Below are 19,560 nucleotides of genomic sequence, written 5' to 3' on the forward strand. Positions count from 1 at the left end.
ACAGACTTTTTTGTTAAAAGAGATTACGACAACTTATTTTTTACGGATATAATGCTTCAAAATAATCGCAATTGCTAACACAGTTACTAGTAATAGCGTCTTTTTAAAATCCGTCACAAATCTAAAAATAAGCACGCCAAATAGTAGTAAAACTATAATGGTAATTACTAAATCAACTATTCTCTTCATTGTATCCCCTCTGCTAGTTGTTCTTGCAGCCACTCCAAATTAACTTCGTGGTGTCGTTTTGAGTTGGCCATCATTTTGATAAACATCGGTTGTAGATTGGTTGCGGTATTTAATGCCGCTTCAATCGCTTGGATTTTTTCCTTAGTTTGTGCAATTTGGCTCTGCAAGAGTTCGCGCATTTGCGTTGGTTCAACTTGATCAGTGAATAGTAGTGGTGTGTAGAATGGGAAAGTAATCGGCTTATTCTGCCCGCCATAATGGGCGAACTGTTTTTCAAAAGCCGCTTCTCCCCCCGCAGTCAGCACATAGCGATTTTTCTCGCGCTTATCACTGGCATCATCCACTATTTTTTCAATCAATTGCTTTTCCGCTAGTTGTTGTAAGTTGTAGTAAAAAGAACCCTTCGTAAAGTTCAAAAAGAATTCGAAATAATTGTTTTCCATATCAGCTAATAATTCGTAGCCATAAGCACCTGGCTTTTTCTTCAATAAACCCAAAATTAGAAACTGAATCATTTGGCAGTCCCCTTGCCCGTTAATTGCGCGATGAATTCTGGATAGCTCATTTGTCCAAGTGCAAAAGCACGACTCAAGCGATACATCTTTTCCTGCGGGGTTTCTGGCCGTTGATAAAGTACTCCTAATTGAGCAGCTTCATCTGGCAGTACCGCGAGGACATCCTCTTGGTTGGCAAAAGCAGCGTAATAGCGCAAGCCAAAGCGCCGTTGTGAGGCCGCATCGATGTGAATGCCATCAGGATTGGCCGTTAATTCGGCGGCGTTGACTAAGTAACTATGGGGATCTTGCGCAACCACGTTCGCCATTTCCCGATTAATGTCATTGAATTCTGTCGCACTAGCGCCGAACCCTTCTTGGCCTAAAAAATCTGGTAATTGCCCGACAATAATGGGTAAGTCTGCTTGACCCAATGCTTGACGTAAATGACTAAAGACCGCCGTTAACTTGGCAGCATACGTTTGATAACCGCCTTTTAGACTATCGCTTTCCCCTTGGTGCCATAATACCCCAATTAACTCGCTAGATTCCTGTGCGAATTTGGCTTCAGCAATCGCGTGGCGCATCAACATTTCGTCACTCGCCCACTCATCGATTGAACTGCCCCCTTCAGCACACGGAATTAAACCTAATTCTTCATCCAGGTGCGCCTGGACCCAAGCCGCCGCAAATGATGCAGCCGGCCCAACACCCGCAACCTCGCGATCAAAATGAATTGGTTCGGCCATCATTTGCCAGCGCCCATTGCGCAACATCTTCACGCGCTCGTGCCGCAATCCCGGCACATCTTGAATAAATCCCCGCCCGGCCATATTTGACTGACCGACTAATAAAATTGACTTCATCATAAAAATCCTCCTGAACTGATTTTTATAGCATAGTCTAATTAGACTATGAATGCAAAAAGAAACCACAATTTAGATTTAAATTGTGGTTTCTAAATATTAACGGCACTTTTTACACCATGATTGATTTCGTATAACGTTATTTCCCATGTCACGTCAACCAAACTCACTCAATGGCTTTTCTATCTGACATTTTGGGCAAATCCTGGTAGGTTCATTCCCGTTATAACCTGTGGTATTAACTTCTGTCTTTTTAAATTCTTGGTTCATCTATTTCACCACCTAACTCATCTATAAAATCATCCATGATTTGCTTATTTTCTTTATCCGTTAAATACTCATAAATCGAATCAAAAATATCCTCTTCTTTGTCTCCGTACTGAAAAATAATCTCATCTACATATTCAATACCACCCAAAAAGTACTGATAGAACGTAGATACATTAGGAAGTTCAAAATACCGTTCACCATTTGTATTTTTTAAGAAAGCTTTTTTATTTAACACTTCTGTATACGGTTCATTCAAGCTATCAATTATCGTTAATAAACCAAAATCTCTATCCATTTCAACCATTGCCCTTTGATAAACAGTTCTAGATAAAGAACGTTTTTTCACCTCGCCATTGGGTCGATTATCCAAAGCTATTTTACTGCTGTTATTTATCCCCAATAAAGCTGTTAAAAACTGCACTCCTTCACCTGACAATCCATGATTGCTCAGAAAGTTATCACTTCTAGTGTATTCTTCAGTTTGATAATAAAAAGAAAAATCAGTTGGGTTCATCATATTATTACTCATTTATTTCGTCATCCTCGTTTACATACTCTTCAACATTATTCGTATCAATTATTCGTGACACAACATTTCCCATCATATCCTTAGATAACTCATATGCACATGAGATATTATTGTGTATTCCAGTAATTAACTCATTTCGAAGCTGCGCTTTAAATGATAAGAAAATTAGTTGGTCAAACGAATTTAATATTCTACTACTAATTTGTTTAATATGTTCTTCATCCAGATTAGAAAGTGCTGCATCCATAATAACTCCGCTACTTTGAATATCATCGAACTCCGCGTGTTGTTCAACAGTCATCAATAATGCTTTTAAAAATGATAGATACATCATTACATTTTGCCCTGTAGATAAAACCTCAGTCTCATCTTGCAATCGTTTATCATCTACTTTTTTATAGACTGTTAATTTATATTCTGAATCTAGTTCTACCTCGTAATGTTGATCCATTACCTCTGTGAGAACTAAGTTCATATTTTTTTCAATCGATTCACGAGCAATATTTTTCTTATTATCTAATTCTTCCTCAATCTCTAACTTCAATTGATTGAGCATTTTTAGTGATGCATTTACATTCCTATTATGTTGACTATTAAACTGTATTTTCTTTAGTTCTGAGCTAAGTTCATTAACAACTCGTTGGTTGCTTTCGATAGACTTTTCGTTAATATCAATATTATACAGAATACGGGCCTTAGTTGCTCTAAGATGTTCAATATCCACTTGATTTTTTGCTCCAATTTCCTCCTCTTTTTTTATAACTTTTTCAATCGCGTGCTCACCCTCCTTTCTTAATTCTTCTAATTTTTTCTTAGCCAATACTAATTGATTATGATATTTCGTTATACTTTTTCGTAGACTTGGAAGATTAGCAAGAGAATTATATAAGCTCCTTAATGCATTTAAATAGTTAGCGTTGTCTTGAGGAAGTACTGATAACTCTCTCAGATGCTCTGCTTCAATACTACCTGTATGAACCTCACGTCCACAAATACATTTATGCCTTCTCAAAATATCTTCAACAACCGACTGATATAAGTTTTCAAATACTTCTGTCTGTTCCTCTTCCTTTGCAATAAACTTCTCATACTTTTTATATGTTTTTGCAACTTCTAATTTTAGTAATAATTCAACAGCGCAGTCGTTAGCTCTTCTTCTTAATTCTTCTATTTCACGTTCTTGTGCAGATATTTTGGACTCAGCAATTTTCTTTACTTGAACTAACAATTCAAGTTTCTCAATACTTTTTTGTGCTTCAGTAGCAACTTCAATATCTTTCGTTAAACTCTCCACTTGGTTTTGACGTATCACAATCTCTTGTTTTAATTGTGTAATATTCTCCTCAGCACTAGCATACCGATCTAAAACCTCTTGCTCAGTAGAACCTATTGGTACTAATTTCGCATGAACCTGCCCAATCACTGATCCTGATTTGGATTTGTTTCCCAAAAAATCTCTTGCCTGTTCAAGTTTTTTCAAACCCAACACACCTACTATTGAATCCTTTAAATCATTTTTAAATTCTGTACTTCCAATTGGCTTTTCAACACGTTCCCCATCAAACATGTAAACATGTGCCAATCCAGTAGGAATCATTTCCTGAATTCTTTTTAGTCCATCTTCAACTTTTATTGCACCGCGATTTTCTGTTTCTTCCCATAATTCAAAGCTATCGTCTGAATTTTTTGTAAGTTTTTGCATCTTACGGTTAAACATTCTAAATCTAACTGTTCTAACCGCTATATAATCTTTACCGTTATGTTGAAACTTAACTTGTACCGAAAGTGGCTGCTCATCCATTTCACTCATATTATTTTCTACTGAGTAATTTAATAATTCTTCACTCTTAGGTAATTTTAAAACATTTGGACTTTCCCCATAAAAGCAAAAACGGAACGCTTGTAAAAAAGTTGTTTTCCCAACACCGTTACGAGCAATGATTAACGTGATTTTTCGATCATTTATTGGGAATACAAATTTATTTTCACCCTTAAATTGTCTAAAGTTAATCAGTTTTAGTTCTTTAAAAATCATATTTTTTTCCCACCAATCTAACTACTTTATCTACTTTATCCCTTACAGATGTTTTTACACCTTCATTTATATACTCTTCAGCCACTTTTAAAAGAAGTTCTTTAGTTTCAACTAATTTCTCGTAGTCTACTGTATTTTCATTTTCTTCATTCATCTTCTTTTTCCTCCAAATATCTATCAAACAATTCTTGATATTCATCTAAGATTTCATTTCTATTTTTTGCAGCCTTTGAAAATTCTCCTATTCGTTTTAATTCTGTCATATTTATTCCGTCATACTCGGATTCTTCTCCCAAAACGACCATATCATAAATAATGGCAATCTCTTTTCCCGCGGATTTTCTTAATAATCGACCTCTTCGTTGTATAAATTCACGCGGATTTCCCGAGCTCGCCATAATAATACCAATCGATATTTCAGGAATGTCGACCCCTTCATCTAATGCCTTAATAGCCACTAAAGTGTCTATTACACCATTTTTGAATGCATCAATTCTATCTTGTCTCTCATTACCATTCTCATCTTTAGTATATTGAGCAGCTAGAATTCCTTTACCCTTTAACATCTGATTTACAATTTCAATTTGTTTTTTACTTGCCTCAGTATTACTCTGATCTAGCTCATTTCCCTCGTCATCTCCAGCAATTCCTTCAGACAAGGAGGTTGCTCCACAATAGATCAACATATTTCTTTGATCTTTTAATTTATCAAGTAACGATTCCAACTTAATTATTTTGTCATATGCCCCATAAATAATTCTTGCTCTCTTAAAGAGTAACATCTGCGCCTCAAGTGACAACCCCTCTAAACTATTTTCGTCATCATTACCTAACATCTTCACTATTTTATGCGTTAACTCTTTATACTTTTCCATTTCATCATCAGATAGTCTAACTTTCACAGGATGGTACTCATATTGTGTTAGCTTTCCGTCTTCTATTGCTTTTTCTAAACTATATTCAGCTATAATACCTCCAAAGTAGTTAAACAAGCGGTCTGTTTTTTCTTCAGACATATAAATACTAGGGGTTGCTGAAAGTCCTAGTCGTCTTTCTACACTAGGCAGGCTATTCAATAAGTTATCAGTCCCCAGACGATGGCATTCATCCGCTAAAAAAACATAGTCCTTATTTAATTTCTTAATTTGACGCGTGAATTTTTCACCATGGAATGTTTGATTAGTCGTTACGATAAATAAGGGTTCATCCGGTTCAAGTTTCCAATAGTCTATTTTATTTTTTAATTGATTAACCCATTGGTTGTTTTCAGAATAACATTTCACTAAATTACCCCAGTAATTCAACAGCTCTTTAGACCATTGCTCTACTAACGTTTTATCAGGAACCGTAATTAAGAAAACTTTTGCTCCTTCTTTTTTCATTAATTGATCGAACGCATAAATAGCAGTTTTTGTTTTACCGGTTCCTGTTGCAAATGCAATAATCCCCTTACTTTTTTCCATCCACGTCTCTGCTGCAACTTTTTGATAATCATACGGATCGAATCCTAACCTTTCAGTCTCATTCTTCGGCTCATTCTGTTTTTCTAACCCACCATGTCTACTTAGTTTAGAATATAACGTTTTTATACTTTCATCTGTTTCATATTCACGAAGTACATCGTCATCTACTGCCTCCTGTAATGACAGCATGTGGTATTCGTTAAGGTTACCTTGCCAAGTATCCTCAAATTGTTCCTTAAATGTATCGATGTACAACTCTTGTCCGTTGATCCAGGATCTAAATGTACTAAACGATTCTAAATTGTGCTCTACAGAGCCTTGGGTTTCATTGTTAGATCCGTTTATTGCAATCGTATCTCCTAATTCGTCATAAAATAAAGCGATTTTTTCATGAAATAAACCTAAGTTATTGTTAGGAACGATAACTCTAACTTCCAATATACCGTCCATAATTAATCGATAGAGAATCTGTGCAGAGATTTGTGCATCATTCCCATCTAGTCTAAAATTCCTAAATAGTTCATTAAGAGATCCTGAAATAGAACTAATTTTATTAATAGAATCTAAAAAAACTTCCCCATCTTTTTTTGTTATAAATGGTGAAATAATTAATCTTATTTTTCCGTTATTTTCTACAAATTTCTCTAATCCATCAATATATGCTATTAAAATATTAGATGAAAAATATCCAACCGCCCTATCATAACGTACAGCTTTGCTTAAGACTGGCACATAAAATTCATCTATTACTTGGTTGACTGTTGTTCGATATTGTATTTTTAAGTTTTTTAAATCAGTACTAAACATATCACTAGTCCTCCGAGTGTCATAGGATAAATTAATCACTAACTATTCTATAAGTGTTATTGTACCGCATTAGCTTTCTATTCACTACAGTTATAACTGTTATTCGTCACCTATTTTTAAGCAAAAAAATGGCTAGATTAATCTAGCCATTAAATATAATAATTATTTAATTTTTCCTAATTTTTCCTCTTGAAAATTTGATACTCTTTTTATTGCTATATTTAAATAATCTTGTGAGTTATCTATTCCAATCGTTCTTATCCCATTCCTTGCTCCTGCAACTGCAGTTGTTCCAGAACCTACAAATGGATCTAACAATATCATCCCAGAATCTGTGCTTGCTTTTACCATTCTATCAATAACAGACAATGGCTTTTGGGTTGGGTGTCTTCCGAATCGGCGCTCATAATTATTAATAGTTGGTGTCGTCCAAACATCCTTCATCTGACTACTATGATTTAATTCTTTCATTAAATCATAATTAAAGAATTGTTTTCCACTCTCTTTTTTTGCCCAAATAATAGTTTCAGTTGAATGTGTGAACATCCTCTTACTTAAATTAGGAGCTGGGTTGGACTTTTGCCAAGTAATATTATTTAATATCTTAAATCCATATTTTGGCAATAAATACCCTAATATGTATATATTATGCATCGAACCAAATACCCATATTGTACCATCTTTTTTTAAAATTCGATCCGCAGATCGAATAAGTCTTGTATAAAATACCTCAGGCTTTACATCATTAATTTTATCCCACTCTCCTTTGTTGACGCTAACCATCTTACCTCCACTATTCGAAAAACCCCCGTTACTTAAAAAGTATGGAGGATCAGCAATAATTACATCCACTGAATTCGAGGGGAATCTTTGCATACACTCAAACGTGTCACTACAGATCAATTTAACTAGTTCATCTTTGTAAACTTGTTTCATAATAATCACCACCTATTAAACCTATACACATTACTGCTTCATTTTTTTCATACTTAAGAAGTTTATTCTTGAGGTGCCCTGTCTTACCAATACTATTAAAGAAAATTAGAATTTAAATGAAGAAACAAAGTCCTTCAGGTCTCGAATAACACTATTAAATCCCCCTATTTTGGTGTATCATTATACAAACATACGTTTTATATAGAGGTGAAAAAAATGAATAAGAACCCACTTGTTAAGCCATTCGTGAAGTGGGCTGGTGGCAAACGTCAATTAATCCCCCAAATAACAAAGTATATGCCAAAAACTTTTGGAAGGTACTACGAACCTTTTGTTGGTGGAGGTGCTGTCTTTTTTCAACTGCAGTATAATAAATCTACTATTAATGACTTCAATACTGAACTTTTCCTTGCATATAATGCTGTTAGGGATAACATCGACGAATTAATTAGCAACTTAAAAATTCACGAAGCAAATACCAGTAGTGACTATTATTATGAAGTTCGTGAGTGGGATAGAAATGGAATTATTGATACCAAATCAAATGTTGAACGTGCTGCTCGTTTTATATTTTTGAATAAAACCGGATTTAATGGCTTATTCAGAGTTAATAGTCAAAATCAAATCAACACACCCTATGGTAAATATAAAAACCCAGCAATCGTTAATGAGATAGTTCTACGACATGTAAGTAAATTTTTAAATAAATCAACTATCAAAATTATCAACGGCGACTTCGAAGATGCTGTCAAAGGGGCAAGAAGGGGAGATTTTATATATTTTGATCCTCCATACGCCCCAATGGTCAATGATCGGCAAAGCTTTGTAGGCTACACATTAAACGGTTTTGGCGCAGATGAACAAGAGCGTTTACGAGATCTTGTAGATCGTCTGACTGCCAAAGGCGTTAAAGTAATGCTCAGTAACTCCTCTGTCCCTTATATCCATGAAATTTATGCTAATTATAAAGATACAACTGTAATTGTGCCGGCATCTCGTAGTATAAATTCAAAAGCAACAGGCAGAGGTAAAGTGGATGAAGTTTTAATCATGAACTATAACTACCTTGATGAAAATTAATCTAATAGAGGGATTGTTATGACAAAAGCAAATGACGCTTGGACTCAATTATTTGATAAGTATCATATTCTAGATCAAATAGATACTAATGGTATTTTTAATATCTCCGCAAAACAAATCAAAGAATTCTATGAACCTAGACTAATAACAAAGTATGATTGGTCATCTAGTTTACCCGAGTTATTTAAGAAAAATAAGTTAGTAATACTACCTTCCTCACGTGGAACATATACAATCGGTAGATTCAAAGCATACCAGAAATTAAAATATGAAAATATACGACCAATCGTTAAAACTCTCCCTTCTTGGGTAAGTACTTGGGACTCGTTTGGTATTACATCAGAAGCAGTAGCTTTAAATGTCGCAAAAGCCTCAGGTATGATTGATCACATCCTAATGAGCGATCAAAATTTCCCCGCTATTGATACAATAACAGGTCGCCTAAAATCCGGTGATTTAAATTACAAAATTGCTCAAAGAGACGGTTCTTTATACGATTTTCATGTTGCTAATGCTCAGGTAGAGATTGATGCAGGCTTTGAAAGCTTTGATAAACTGGCTATCGTTGAGGCGAAAACCCACATACCTGAAGATTTCATTATTCGTCAACTCTATCATCCTTTTCGTGTTTATAATACTTTAGGAACACAAAAACCAGTCATTCCTCTATACTTTACTTTTGCTGATGATATATATACTTTTTATCAATATGATTTTACTGATGTCAATAATTACTCATCTATTAAAAAGGTTGAACAATACTCTTTTATATTAAATCGAACCTTAAACCTAAATTCAGATGTAGTAAAACAGATATCTCACCAAAGCCCCATGCTTCCAGAATCAACAGAAATCGTATATCCTCAAGCCAATACATTTCAAACAGTTTTAGATATGATGCAGTATTTAGCTACTCCTATTGATAAAAAAACTCTTGCTGAAAAATTTAATTTCGATGTTCGGCAAAGTGATTACTATGCAAATTCTCTTAGGTTCTTAGGGTTAGCAAAAAGGGAACATAGTAAGTATGTATTAACTGATTTAGGTCAATCAATCAATATTTTACCCAACTCTGACTTCCGCAATGAAAAAATTATTAGACAAATACTTAGCCATATCACTTTTAAACTCGTTTTTGACTCCTATTTAAAAAATAATGGCGAATCTGATGATTCCTATATCGATAGTGTCCTCGCAGAATATGTACCAAATATTAGTGGAAAAACTATTCCTCGTAGACGTAGTACAGTGAAACAATGGATTAGTTGGATTTTTTCAGTAATTGAATAGTATTAGCATCCCAAACTATAATTCCTATAATTAACAATACCTATTTTTAGAATCCGGCGTATATTTTAAAGCGTCACTATTCGTTTAATTGAGTCTTGCACCAGTAGGGCGTTTTTATACTTTTAATCTCCAAAAAAATCCGTATAAGTAATAACATAATCCTCAAAAACCACAAAAAAACGGCCCCGTTTAGGGACCGTTTTTTATCCATTAAGTTAGCGGATTTTCATCCATCGCTGGTAAATATCTACCTGCCAATCCGGCAATCAGTGTTAAGAAGCCAACGCTAATCAGACCGGCTAGGTGAATTAACTGACTGGTGGTGTCCGACATTGCGACACTGCCACTGATTTGAGCAATCACGGTCGTCATGTCTTGTTGCCGCATTACGGCTAAGCCCATCAAGCCAATAATCAAGATAAATTGCATCAGGATACTACCTAGATACGTATTCCGATATTTAACGATTAAGGTTTGCGCGGGCGTTGTGACACCGGTGTAATAAGCGCGGTGATTCAAAAGAATGCTGTTAGCACTGCCAAAGAAACTAATTAATAAGATGCCTAATAAAATTAGATGCGGCGTAATCATCAACCAAGCACCCACCACAAAACCCAGTAGTTGGACTTTTAAATCTGATAACTTCGAAAAGCGCCCTTGCACGCTCTTTCGAATAACTTGGGCTAGAATCATCCCCGCACCGTAAGTAACATAGGCCCCTATCATCAAGCCCTGATTTTGGATCGCGACAAATATATAGAGCATTAAGAACGTTTCAAACGCCCCGTTAATTAAGGCCGCAATCAAGAGCCAACCTGGCATCTTCGTTTTAGTACCACGCGTGATGATCACCCGCAAGACTAGCGCGACTAAACCAATGACAGCAACGGTAATTAATAACCAGACAAATCGGGCTTCAAAAAGGCGCAGATATCTCAGCGCAAAAGCCATCGCGGTTGCCCAGACAAATAGTTCCAAGTTATTAAGTGATTTGGTTTGTGCGACAAATACTGATTCATCAAGTTGCTTCACAAATGGTTCGAAGCGTTGCATCCCGACAAAGCCAATCAATACAAATAGCATGATAACAATAAAGACTAACCGATATGAAAAATGACTAGCGATGGTCAATAGACCAACTGTTACTAAGCTAAAAGCCAATAACGTTTTAATTTCGGTCCCCATCAGATGCCATTTCCAGACTACCCGCTCGTGATAATAAACACCTTCATAGGTCGGCATAATCACACTGGCGCTGGCGCCCAAAATAAAGGCCGCAATATCCGTTAAATATAACCACGGCGAAATGGCTAACACGAATAAGGCCCCAGCAGCTAATAACATGCTGATACTGGTTATTTTAAACGAATTCTGCACGTGACCCAGACTATTCACGAATAATAAGCCAGTTTTCAACGCGGTATAAAATAAGATATACGGCATATAGGATGCCGCGGTATGACCGCTATGTAACATCGTTAAGCCAATCAGCGGTAAGATCTGAATCAGTTTTGCAACCGCAAAAACGAGCCCTTGTTTGATTTTTTCACTGGTTTCTAATTGTTTACCATTTACCATCAATCATCCCTACTTCCATTGACTAGATGGTACCTTATATTGCGCCTAATTTCAAAGACCTGACGTTAAAAGCCTGAATTATTGCACAAAAAAACACCGTAAGTTGTCGAAACAATTTGCGGTGTTTTTAATTGAGAATCTATTCCCATTCCACTGTTGAAGGTGGCTTGCTCGTGATATCGTACACGATACGGTTGACGTGATCGACTTCGTTAACGATTCGCACAGAAACCTTTTGCAAGATATCCCATGGAATACGTGAGAAGTCGGCTGTCATGCCGTCGATTGAGTTAACAGCACGGATACCAACTGTGTAGTCGTATGTCCGGCCATCACCCATGACACCCACACTACGGATGCCTGGTAAGACTGTAAAGTATTGCCATACGGTTTTATCTAAACCAGCGAGTGCAAATTCTTCACGAAGAATTAAATCACTATCGCGGACAATCTTCAATTTATCTTCAGTCACTTCGCCAAGGACACGAATACCAAGGCCAGGACCTGGGAATGGTTGGCGCCATACGAGTTCATATGGCATGCCTAATTTTTCGCCAAGGTCACGAACTTCATCTTTAAATAATGTATTTAAAGGTTCAATTAAGCTAAATTGCATGTCTTCTGGTAAACCACCAACGTTATGATGTGATTTGATGGTTGTCGCAGTACTTGTACCACTTTCAATAATGTCAGTGTATAAAGTCCCTTGCGCTAAGAAGTCAATCCCGTTTAACTTAGTTGCTTCTTCGTCAAACACTTGGATAAATTCGTTACCAATGATCTTCCGTTTCTTTTCTGGATCAGAAACGCCAGCGAGTTTGCTCATGAAACGTTCTTTAGCGTCAACTTGGATGATGTTCAAGCCAAATTTACCGCCAAGGCTTTCCATAACTTGTTCAACTTCGCCTTTTCTGAGTAAGCCGTGATCAACAAAGATGCTGACCAATTGGTCGCCAATTGCGCGGTGTAATAACACCCCAACAACAGAAGAATCAACACCACCTGAAAGACCAAGAAGGACTTTCTTGTCACCGACTTGTTCGCGAATCTTTTCGATTTGCATGTCGATGAAATCGTTCATTGTCCAGTTGTCTTGGGCCCCACAGACGCCAAATGCAAAGTTCTTCAAGATATCGTTCCCAAATTCAGTGTTTTGCACTTCAGTATGGAATTGAATCCCGTAAATATGTTTGTCGCGGTTTTCAATTGCTGTAAATGGTGTATTATCACTTTCAGCAACTGTCACGTAACCTTCTGGAATTGCAGTCACTTTATCACCATGACTCATCCATACTGTTTGTTTTTCAGGAAGACCTTTGAATAAGTCACTGTCTTTGTCAGTCACTGTAATTTCAGCCTTACCATATTCACGTTCTGTTGATGCTTCAACATTACCGCCATTTTTGAAACTGATCAACTGCATCCCGTAACAAATACCGAGAATTGGAATCCCTAATTCAAAAATTTCGGGGTCAACTGAAAAGGCACCATCATCGTAAACACTCATTGGGCCGCCAGAGAAAATAATTCCTTTAGGGGCGATCTTCTTGATTTCTGCTGCTGTTGTCGTGTTAGGCAACAATTCAGAGAAAATCCCGAATTCACGGATACGACGTGTAATCAATTGATTATACTGACTACCGTAATCTAAAACGATAATCTTATCGAAATCTTGCATGTCCTTTTGGGCCAAACAACTCACTCCTTTTTTATTAAAGCCGAGTAAAACTTAAATGGTCCTCGTTTTACTCAGCTCGATTAGTAACGCTAAAACTTTTTTATAATGTATCTATTCTACTGATTAATCATGAAAACGTCAATGGATGACAGCCATTCCTGTGAAAAAACTCATTCTACTATCAATATTTTCGTAGAAATACCTTATCAATCAGGTGATGTTTGGTTTTATGCAAAATTAAATCGGCGCGGTTTCTTGTTGGTAAAATATAGTCGTTCAAATTACGTAAATCGATGTCGCGCCAGACACGCCGGGCCATCTTAAAGGCGCTGGCGCGATCACTAATCGCATAAGGATAATAATAGTTCGTTGGGTCATCCTTCGCGAGATCTAATAAGAGGTCAAAGCGTTCTAGAAACCACTTCTCAATTAAACTTGGATTGGCATCCACGTAAACTGAAAAGTCGAAAAAATCACTGACGTAAATTTGTTCGGTTGTCGGTAATTGTAAAACGTTGATCCCTTCGACGATTAAAATATCGGGATCATCGATGATATCAAACTCATTCGGGATAATATCGTAGATTTGATGTGAATACTTGGGCGCTTTAACCGGCGCCACGTTATTTTTCACAGCGTTCAAGAAGCTGATTAACTGCGGCATATCGTAACTTTCGGGGAACCCTTTTTTATCGAGAATCCCTTTTTGTTTCAATTCAGAGGTTGAATATAAAAAGCCATCGGTCGTAATCATTTGGACCGTCTTATCTGGATAGACCCGACTCAGTAATAGCTGCAATAGACGCGCGGTGGTACTCTTACCAACCGCGACACTACCGGCGATGCCGATAATGAACGGTGTTTTGTGCGGTTTGATTTCTAAAAATTCAGACTGCTTAATTTGATTTTCTTGGAATTGTTCATACTTCATTTGTAATAAATGACGGAGTGGCACGTAAATGTCACTGACATCCGTTAACGAGATGCGGTCGTTTAAGCCGCTGACTTGCTGTAATTCATCGTCCGTAATGGCGGTGTATTTTTCGCCACGGCCGTGAAAATAACGCCATTCTTCTCGCGAGATTTCGTAATAGTTCATCTCGTTTTTCATGCTTTAATCCTCCCAGGGCTTAACTAACTGCTAAACGGTTACATTTTACCATAATTAACACAAAAAAAGGCACTCACCAAGCAATTTGATGAGTCCCTCTAGTCGTATTATTTTGTTAATGTATATTTTTCTGGATCGACATTATCAATCAGTGGTGAGAGTGCATCAGTGGCTAACAAGGTCAAGCGATGCATTGCTCTTGAACAAATCGTGTAGAGCAATTGCCGTTGATCTTCATGATTGTAGTTGGCGGCACTGATTTGCCAGCCAATAATGGCATCGAATTCCAAACCTTTAGCTAAGAAACTTGGGACCACTAATGTCCCGGCTGCTAAACGTTGGTTTTCGGAACGAATCAAGGTGACTTTGGTTCCCGTTTCCTTGAGCATCTTCGTCAATTCTTGGGCTTGCACCAATGTCTTGGTAATAATCGCCGTCGATAATTTATCCGCTTCATTTGCTGCTAATTGGCGGTTGACATCAGCCACTAACTCAGCTTCTGATTGGCGCACAATCAAGTTTGGTTTATCGCCAACTCGGTTGAAGGCTTCGATGGCTTGGCCACCTTTTAATAAGCCCTTGGTAAAGTCGGTCACTTGTTGCGTTGACCGGTATGAACGTGTTAATTGCACCACTTTTGTATTTTGGGCATCAAATAATTGTTGGACTTGTTGCAAGAGATTTGTGCTATTACCTTTAGTGAAAATCGCTTGGTTCAAATCGCCCAATAATGTGAAGCGCGCCTTAGGGAAGTGGAGCTTCAAGAAGGCCAATTCATAAGGCGTGTAATCTTGAATTTCATCGATGAAGACAAAACGCATATCACGTTCGCCTTTTTTACCCGTCATCAAATCGTAGAGGTGAAGATAAGGTGTGACATCTTGCAACGTCATCTGCTTAGCCTTCAATTGTGCGACAAAATGAGTGACGTGGTCTTGCCATTGCTCTTCTGTAATATCAAAATCGGCTAACTTCACAAGTTGTGGCACAACCCGTAAGAAGTGAATATATTGCGCCTGGATGCTTAAGAAGCGATTGCGTTGAATAGACCGGCGAACGGGTTTGAACGCTTCTAGCACGATCTGCTTAGCAATAAACTTGCTTTCAGCATCACCCGTCTTGAAATCTTTACCAGACATCAATTCGCGGATTTCTTCATCACTCATATTCTCGGCTTGCTCAGTCACCCAGTCGGCCTTAGTTTCGTGATCGACCTTGTGGCTCAATGTCCGCAACAAACTTTCTTTAGTCGCATCTAATCGATTGCCGAGATGGTAGTTTTCATTAAACCGGTAATAAACCTCGCTGATGTGTTCCTTCGTAATCAAGACGCGGCCCTTGACCTTCATATCGCGGAAGCGCATGTCGGCTTTTTCAAGATGTGCAGCGTACTTTTTAACAGCCTTATAAAAGACGAGACTTTCTTTCAAGCGACTAATCCGGCCATCGGTTTCGTTAACTGGTGTTTCGAATTGATCAAAGAGGCTCTGGACCGCCATGTTTGGTAGCCGGCGCGCCACATATTGGAAGTAAGTCATTTGAATCATATTTTGTTCGCCCAATTCAGGCAACACATCTGCGATGTAGTCGTTGAATAATTGGTTAGGCGAGAACATGATTACTTGGCTCGAATCTAAATTGCCCCGATAGCGATAGAGTAAAAACGCGATGCGTTGCAAGATAGCTGACGTTTTCCCTGAGCCAGCTGCCCCTTGAACGAATAACAAATCAGCATCGGTATTACGGATAATCTGATTTTGTTCACGTTGAATCGTCGTCACGATACTCTTCATCTGTGTATCAGATTTTTCACCTAACACTTCTAATAACATTTGATCGCCAATCGTTTCTTGCGTATCAAATAAAGCCTTGATTTGGCCATCTTCAATCAAAAATTGACGCTTAAGTGAGATATTCACATCTTGCGGACCGTCTGGTGTTTGGTACGTCACAGCGCCCGTCTTACCTTCATAGTAAATTGATGAAATTGGTGCCCGCCAATCATAAATTAAGAAATGATCGTCGGTATCTGTAAATGAGCCTAACCCGATATAAATTGATTCGGATTTAGGTTCACCCTTTTCTTGAAAATCAACACGGGCAAAGTATGGCGTCTTTTCCATCTTTTGCAAGGTTGCCAATTGCCGTGAAGATTGTTGCCACGAGTGATTGCGTTCTTGTAGCATTTGCCGCTGCTGTTCAATCGAAACGGCGGTTTCAGTCATCGCGGAATCGTTATTGAAGTTAAGGCGAACGTCGTTGAAGAAGTTCTCGTTAATTTCTTTTTCTTCCGATTTTGCGCGCTTAACAGCCCCTTCAAAATGGGTCTCAGCTTTTTTAATTAAACCAATAATTTCTGTTAATCGGCTTTGTTCCAATGATTTCTGTACGTCAGTCAAAGCAAATGCCTCCCTGTTTTAAATAAATAGCCCTACCAGTTTAACACTTAATTCACATGAGTGCGAGTCAATCGGCCTACTGGCTGTTATCAGCTATAAACCAGCATAAAAGCCGGCTGCAGCCACCAACAGACCCAATCCATAGGTCAAAAGCCAGTAACCAAAGAAAATATGATACCGGCGCCGAAACCACAATTGGCTCAGTTCACTATTTAAGGTTGAAAAGGTCGTATACCCGCCAAGCACACCGACGCCTAAAAAGAGCGTCACCGGCTGACTTAATTGAGATGCGGTCAACCAGCCCAGACAAAAGCTACCGGTTAGATTGATTAAAAAGGTCATCAGTGGGAATTCACTAGCGACGTGATTCCCAATTCGCGTCAATTGATACCGCAAAATGGCGCCCAGCGCTGCCCCCAAACCAACTAATAAAATGGTCATTGTGAGACCTCCTGTTCTTCAGGGTTGTGTGTCAATTTAACCGCCCAGTAATCCGCTAGTAAACTCAACAAGACGCCCCCGATCATGCTAATCCCGACATACCAAGCAAAGGCTGACCATTGTTGCTGATTTACCAATCGAATCGCGTCGACGCTAAAGCTCGAAAACGTTGTGAAAGCACCAAAAAAGCCAGTCCCAATTGCCAAGGCTAATTGGTCACACAAATGTAAGCGTGCCACGATATAGCGCATCAAAAATGGTAGGCAAAACGCCCCAATTAAATTGACGCACAAAGTCCCATACGGAAACCCAGTTGGCTGATTCAATACCAATCCGATTAAATAACGCAAGATACCACCGAAAAAGGCAAAGCTGCCAACGGCTAAACTCTCTTTTATTTTCATAATCGTGACCTGACCTCTTCTTGTTTTTATTCCTTCCATACTAACCAAGTTTGACCGAATTGTAAATTGACCTTTAATTTTTAAAGTATCTAGTGTATCCTCTTAAACAACTTTGTATTTCGAAAGGATGTTAGTCATGACTAACCTTGCACTTGTCATCGTTTTATTAGCGGCTTTAATGACGCCGCTTCTGATGGCTAAATTTAAAATGTCCTATCTGCCCACCGCCGTCGCCGAAATTATCGTCGGCATTATTTTAGGGACGAGTGGCTTCCATTTAATCGTCTCCACCCCGACTTTAACGGAACTCTCAACGCTGGGCGTGACCGTTTTGATTTTCTTAAGTGGGATGGAAATCGATTTTGACCTCTTTAAAAAACAACCCACACCAACTGACCCCCAACTAAAAGTTCAACCGAGTCCAGTCAGATTAGCGATTACCAGTTTTGCCTTTATCTTGCTGATTTCATTTGGCTTAAGTGGTTTACTCGCTTGGAGTGGCCTCTTTAAAGATATTGGTCTGGCAACCATCCTCTTTTCAACGATTGCCCTCGGTGTCGTAATTGCCGCGCTCAAGGAAAAGGAACTGCTTAGCCAACCACTCGGTCAAACAATTCTCTTGATTGCGGTGTTGGGCGAAATCATTCCGTTGGTCGCATTGACGGTTTATTCATCCCTCAATAACCCCGGTTCGAAAAGTCTCTGGCTCCTATCATTAATTTTCGTTGCTGCGATTTATTTGTTAGTCCGCTTCAAAGGCGTCTATCATTTCTTCGCCCGGATTGATAAATCCACCACGCAACTCGACATCCGTTTGGCTTTCTTCTTAATCATTACACTCGTGTCAATTGCTGAAGAAGTCGGCGCCGAAAGTATTTTAGGGGCCTTCTTAGCCGGAATGGTCATGAAATTATTACGGCCACGCGAAGAAACAACCGATAAGTTAACCTCCATCGGTTACGGCTTTTTCATCCCGATCTTTTTCATCATGACGGGTGCTAAATTGGACCTGCCAGCACTCTTAGCGGATCGTAAATCGTTGTCGTTAATCCCCTTTTTCTTCATCGGTTTTATGCTCTCCAAAGCAGCTACCTACTGGGTTTTAAAACGGCGCTTTAAACAAACTAATGCGATTGCAGGTACTTTTTTAAGTGCGACAACAATTACGTTGGTCTTGCCCATTTTAACGGTGGGTCTAAACTTAAAAACCATTACCGAACAACAATCCGGGGCCTTCACCTTGGCTGCCATTTTAAGTTGTATCCTCGGTCCAATCCTATTCAATCGCTTCTATCAACCAACACCCGAAGATTTACCGCGCAAACGCGTTAAGTTTATCGGCGCCAACATTATGACGATTCCCATTGCCCAACAACTATCAAACGGGCTTTATACCACACAACTCTTCACTGATAACCAAGGCAATTACGAAATCTACCACAGTGCCGCTGACCTGACCTTACTACCAGATCTCAGTGAGGATAGCCTTGTGACATCCGGTGCTTTTGATGCCGATATTATCATCCTCGGTTATCTGAACCATGAACAAAATTATCGCCTCGCCCAACTAGCACTTGACGCTAAGGTGCCCCGGATTATCGCCCGGTTTGAAGCAAAGGATATCTTAGATGAAAAATACGATCAACTTAAGGAACAAGGTGTTGAAGTCTTCAATACTTACGAAGCCAATATCAGCTTACTGCGGAGTTTAATTGAAACACCATCGACGCTTCAAATCATCGACAATACCGATGCCGGACTCTTCGAAGTGACCGTCCAAAACCGACGCTTCACTGGCTTACAGATTTCCAACTTACCATTTGTGGACCAAGTTACTATTAGCCGAATTTACCGCAATCAGGAACTGATTATGCCACATGGTGACACGCAAATTCACTTGAACGATCACTTGATATTAACCGGTAACAAAAAAGCTGTACCAGCGATTAGACGGCAATTAGAAACCCGCAACTAATCCTTGTTAACACTC

General features: G+C 38.5%; 17 protein-coding genes. 3 read left to right on the forward strand and 14 right to left on the reverse strand.

Going from position 1 to position 19,560, the window contains the following annotated elements:
• Positions 1–33: 33 nt before the first annotated feature.
• The 8 genes from LEUCM_RS09825 to LEUCM_RS01905 all read right to left on the reverse strand — a co-directional run bounded on the left by LEUCM_RS09825 (position 34) and on the right by LEUCM_RS01905 (position 7,589).
• Positions 34–189 carry a hypothetical protein gene (locus LEUCM_RS09825; RefSeq protein WP_155512444.1) on the reverse strand — a complete coding sequence of 52 codons (156 nt, stop codon included), beginning with the start codon at positions 187–189 and terminating at the stop codon, positions 34–36.
• Positions 186–704: a PadR family transcriptional regulator gene (locus LEUCM_RS01880; RefSeq protein ID WP_011373862.1), complete on the reverse strand. Its 519-nt coding sequence runs from the start codon at positions 702–704 to the stop codon at positions 186–188. The genes LEUCM_RS09825 and LEUCM_RS01880 overlap by 4 nt, the downstream gene beginning before the upstream one ends.
• Entirely contained in the window at positions 701–1,552 is an 852-nt protein-coding gene (locus LEUCM_RS01885) for a sialate O-acetylesterase (protein WP_197703328.1), read from the reverse strand. Before LEUCM_RS01885 ends, LEUCM_RS01880 begins: the two co-directional genes overlap by 4 nt.
• A gap of 250 nt (positions 1,553–1,802) precedes the next feature.
• A complete protein-coding gene (locus LEUCM_RS01890) occupies positions 1,803–2,348 on the reverse strand; it encodes a hypothetical protein (RefSeq protein ID WP_011373860.1) in 546 nt (181 codons plus the stop codon).
• Positions 2,341–4,383, reverse strand: coding sequence for an AAA family ATPase (locus tag LEUCM_RS01895; protein WP_025016141.1), 2,043 nt, complete (start codon positions 4,381–4,383; stop codon positions 2,341–2,343). The genes LEUCM_RS01890 and LEUCM_RS01895 overlap by 8 nt, the downstream gene beginning before the upstream one ends.
• On the reverse strand, positions 4,373–4,537 hold the full coding sequence (locus tag LEUCM_RS09830) for a hypothetical protein (RefSeq protein ID WP_155512445.1): 165 nt from the start codon (positions 4,535–4,537) through the stop codon (positions 4,373–4,375). The genes LEUCM_RS01895 and LEUCM_RS09830 overlap by 11 nt, the downstream gene beginning before the upstream one ends.
• The gene (locus LEUCM_RS01900; protein ID WP_025016142.1) at positions 4,530–6,653 is read right to left on the reverse strand and encodes a DEAD/DEAH box helicase family protein; all 2,124 of its coding nucleotides are present in this window, start codon (positions 6,651–6,653) and stop codon (positions 4,530–4,532) included. The genes LEUCM_RS09830 and LEUCM_RS01900 overlap by 8 nt, the downstream gene beginning before the upstream one ends.
• A gap of 162 nt (positions 6,654–6,815) precedes the next feature.
• Positions 6,816–7,589, reverse strand: coding sequence for a DNA-methyltransferase (locus tag LEUCM_RS01905; protein ID WP_025016143.1), 774 nt, complete (start codon positions 7,587–7,589; stop codon positions 6,816–6,818).
• A gap of 216 nt (positions 7,590–7,805) precedes the next feature.
• Here LEUCM_RS01905 and LEUCM_RS01910 point away from each other — a divergent pair, with 216 nt between their 5' ends.
• Together LEUCM_RS01910 and LEUCM_RS01915 are read left to right on the forward strand one after the other, a co-directional pair.
• The gene (locus LEUCM_RS01910; protein ID WP_011373854.1) at positions 7,806–8,669 is read left to right on the forward strand and encodes a DNA adenine methylase; all 864 of its coding nucleotides are present in this window, start codon (positions 7,806–7,808) and stop codon (positions 8,667–8,669) included.
• 18 nt (positions 8,670–8,687) lie between these two features.
• Entirely contained in the window at positions 8,688–9,959 is a 1,272-nt protein-coding gene (locus LEUCM_RS01915) for a type II restriction enzyme (RefSeq protein ID WP_011373853.1), read from the forward strand.
• Positions 9,960–10,169: 210 nt separating this feature from the next.
• Here LEUCM_RS01915 and LEUCM_RS01920 read toward each other — a convergent pair whose 3' ends face one another.
• The 6 genes from LEUCM_RS01920 to crcB all read right to left on the reverse strand — a co-directional run bounded on the left by LEUCM_RS01920 (position 10,170) and on the right by crcB (position 17,570).
• Entirely contained in the window at positions 10,170–11,537 is a 1,368-nt protein-coding gene (locus LEUCM_RS01920) for a hypothetical protein (RefSeq protein ID WP_056936444.1), read from the reverse strand.
• A gap of 139 nt (positions 11,538–11,676) precedes the next feature.
• Positions 11,677–13,215, reverse strand: a complete 1,539-nt coding sequence (guaA, locus tag LEUCM_RS01925) for a glutamine-hydrolyzing GMP synthase (protein WP_172952568.1) — start codon at positions 13,213–13,215, stop codon at positions 11,677–11,679.
• 181 nt (positions 13,216–13,396) lie between these two features.
• On the reverse strand, positions 13,397–14,326 hold the full coding sequence (gene coaA, locus LEUCM_RS01930; protein ID WP_025016146.1) for a type I pantothenate kinase: 930 nt from the start codon (positions 14,324–14,326) through the stop codon (positions 13,397–13,399).
• Between the two features lie 107 nt (positions 14,327–14,433).
• Positions 14,434–16,725, reverse strand: a complete 2,292-nt coding sequence (gene helD / locus LEUCM_RS01935) for an RNA polymerase recycling motor HelD (RefSeq protein WP_056936445.1) — start codon at positions 16,723–16,725, stop codon at positions 14,434–14,436.
• Between the two features lie 93 nt (positions 16,726–16,818).
• Entirely contained in the window at positions 16,819–17,166 is a 348-nt protein-coding gene (locus LEUCM_RS01940) for a fluoride efflux transporter FluC (protein ID WP_016264410.1), read from the reverse strand.
• Entirely contained in the window at positions 17,163–17,570 is a 408-nt protein-coding gene (gene crcB, locus LEUCM_RS01945; protein WP_016264409.1) for a fluoride efflux transporter CrcB, read from the reverse strand. Before crcB ends, LEUCM_RS01940 begins: the two co-directional genes overlap by 4 nt.
• Positions 17,571–17,706: 136 nt before the next feature.
• Between crcB and LEUCM_RS01950 the strand changes: the two genes are divergently transcribed.
• On the forward strand, positions 17,707–19,545 hold the full coding sequence (locus tag LEUCM_RS01950) for a cation:proton antiporter family protein (protein ID WP_016264408.1): 1,839 nt from the start codon (positions 17,707–17,709) through the stop codon (positions 19,543–19,545).
• Positions 19,546–19,560: the final 15 nt, after the last annotated feature.

This window comes from Latilactobacillus sakei subsp. sakei DSM 20017 = JCM 1157, assembly GCF_002370355.1.
Classification (GTDB): domain Bacteria; phylum Bacillota; class Bacilli; order Lactobacillales; family Lactobacillaceae; genus Latilactobacillus; species Latilactobacillus sakei.

Coding starts and splice junctions, on each gene's coding strand:
- LEUCM_RS09825 (WP_155512444.1), bottom strand. CDS start 189: ATGAAGAGAATAGTTGATTTAGTAATTACCATTATAGTTTTACTACTA.
- LEUCM_RS01880 (WP_011373862.1), bottom strand. CDS start 704: ATGATTCAGTTTCTAATTTTGGGTTTATTGAAGAAAAAGCCAGGTGCT.
- LEUCM_RS01885 (WP_197703328.1), bottom strand. CDS start 1,552: ATGATGAAGTCAATTTTATTAGTCGGTCAGTCAAATATGGCCGGGCGG.
- LEUCM_RS01890 (WP_011373860.1), bottom strand. CDS start 2,348: ATGAGTAATAATATGATGAACCCAACTGATTTTTCTTTTTATTATCAA.
- LEUCM_RS01895 (WP_025016141.1), bottom strand. CDS start 4,383: ATGATTTTTAAAGAACTAAAACTGATTAACTTTAGACAATTTAAGGGT.
- LEUCM_RS09830 (WP_155512445.1), bottom strand. CDS start 4,537: ATGAATGAAGAAAATGAAAATACAGTAGACTACGAGAAATTAGTTGAA.
- LEUCM_RS01900 (WP_025016142.1), bottom strand. CDS start 6,653: ATGTTTAGTACTGATTTAAAAAACTTAAAAATACAATATCGAACAACA.
- LEUCM_RS01905 (WP_025016143.1), bottom strand. CDS start 7,589: ATGAAACAAGTTTACAAAGATGAACTAGTTAAATTGATCTGTAGTGAC.
- LEUCM_RS01910 (WP_011373854.1), top strand. CDS start 7,806: ATGAATAAGAACCCACTTGTTAAGCCATTCGTGAAGTGGGCTGGTGGC.
- LEUCM_RS01915 (WP_011373853.1), top strand. CDS start 8,688: ATGACAAAAGCAAATGACGCTTGGACTCAATTATTTGATAAGTATCAT.
- LEUCM_RS01920 (WP_056936444.1), bottom strand. CDS start 11,537: ATGGTAAATGGTAAACAATTAGAAACCAGTGAAAAAATCAAACAAGGG.
- guaA (WP_172952568.1), bottom strand. CDS start 13,215: ATGCAAGATTTCGATAAGATTATCGTTTTAGATTACGGTAGTCAGTAT.
- coaA (WP_025016146.1), bottom strand. CDS start 14,326: ATGAAAAACGAGATGAACTATTACGAAATCTCGCGAGAAGAATGGCGT.
- LEUCM_RS01940 (WP_016264410.1), bottom strand. CDS start 17,166: ATGACCATTTTATTAGTTGGTTTGGGGGCAGCGCTGGGCGCCATTTTG.
- crcB (WP_016264409.1), bottom strand. CDS start 17,570: ATGAAAATAAAAGAGAGTTTAGCCGTTGGCAGCTTTGCCTTTTTCGGT.
- LEUCM_RS01950 (WP_016264408.1), top strand. CDS start 17,707: ATGACTAACCTTGCACTTGTCATCGTTTTATTAGCGGCTTTAATGACG.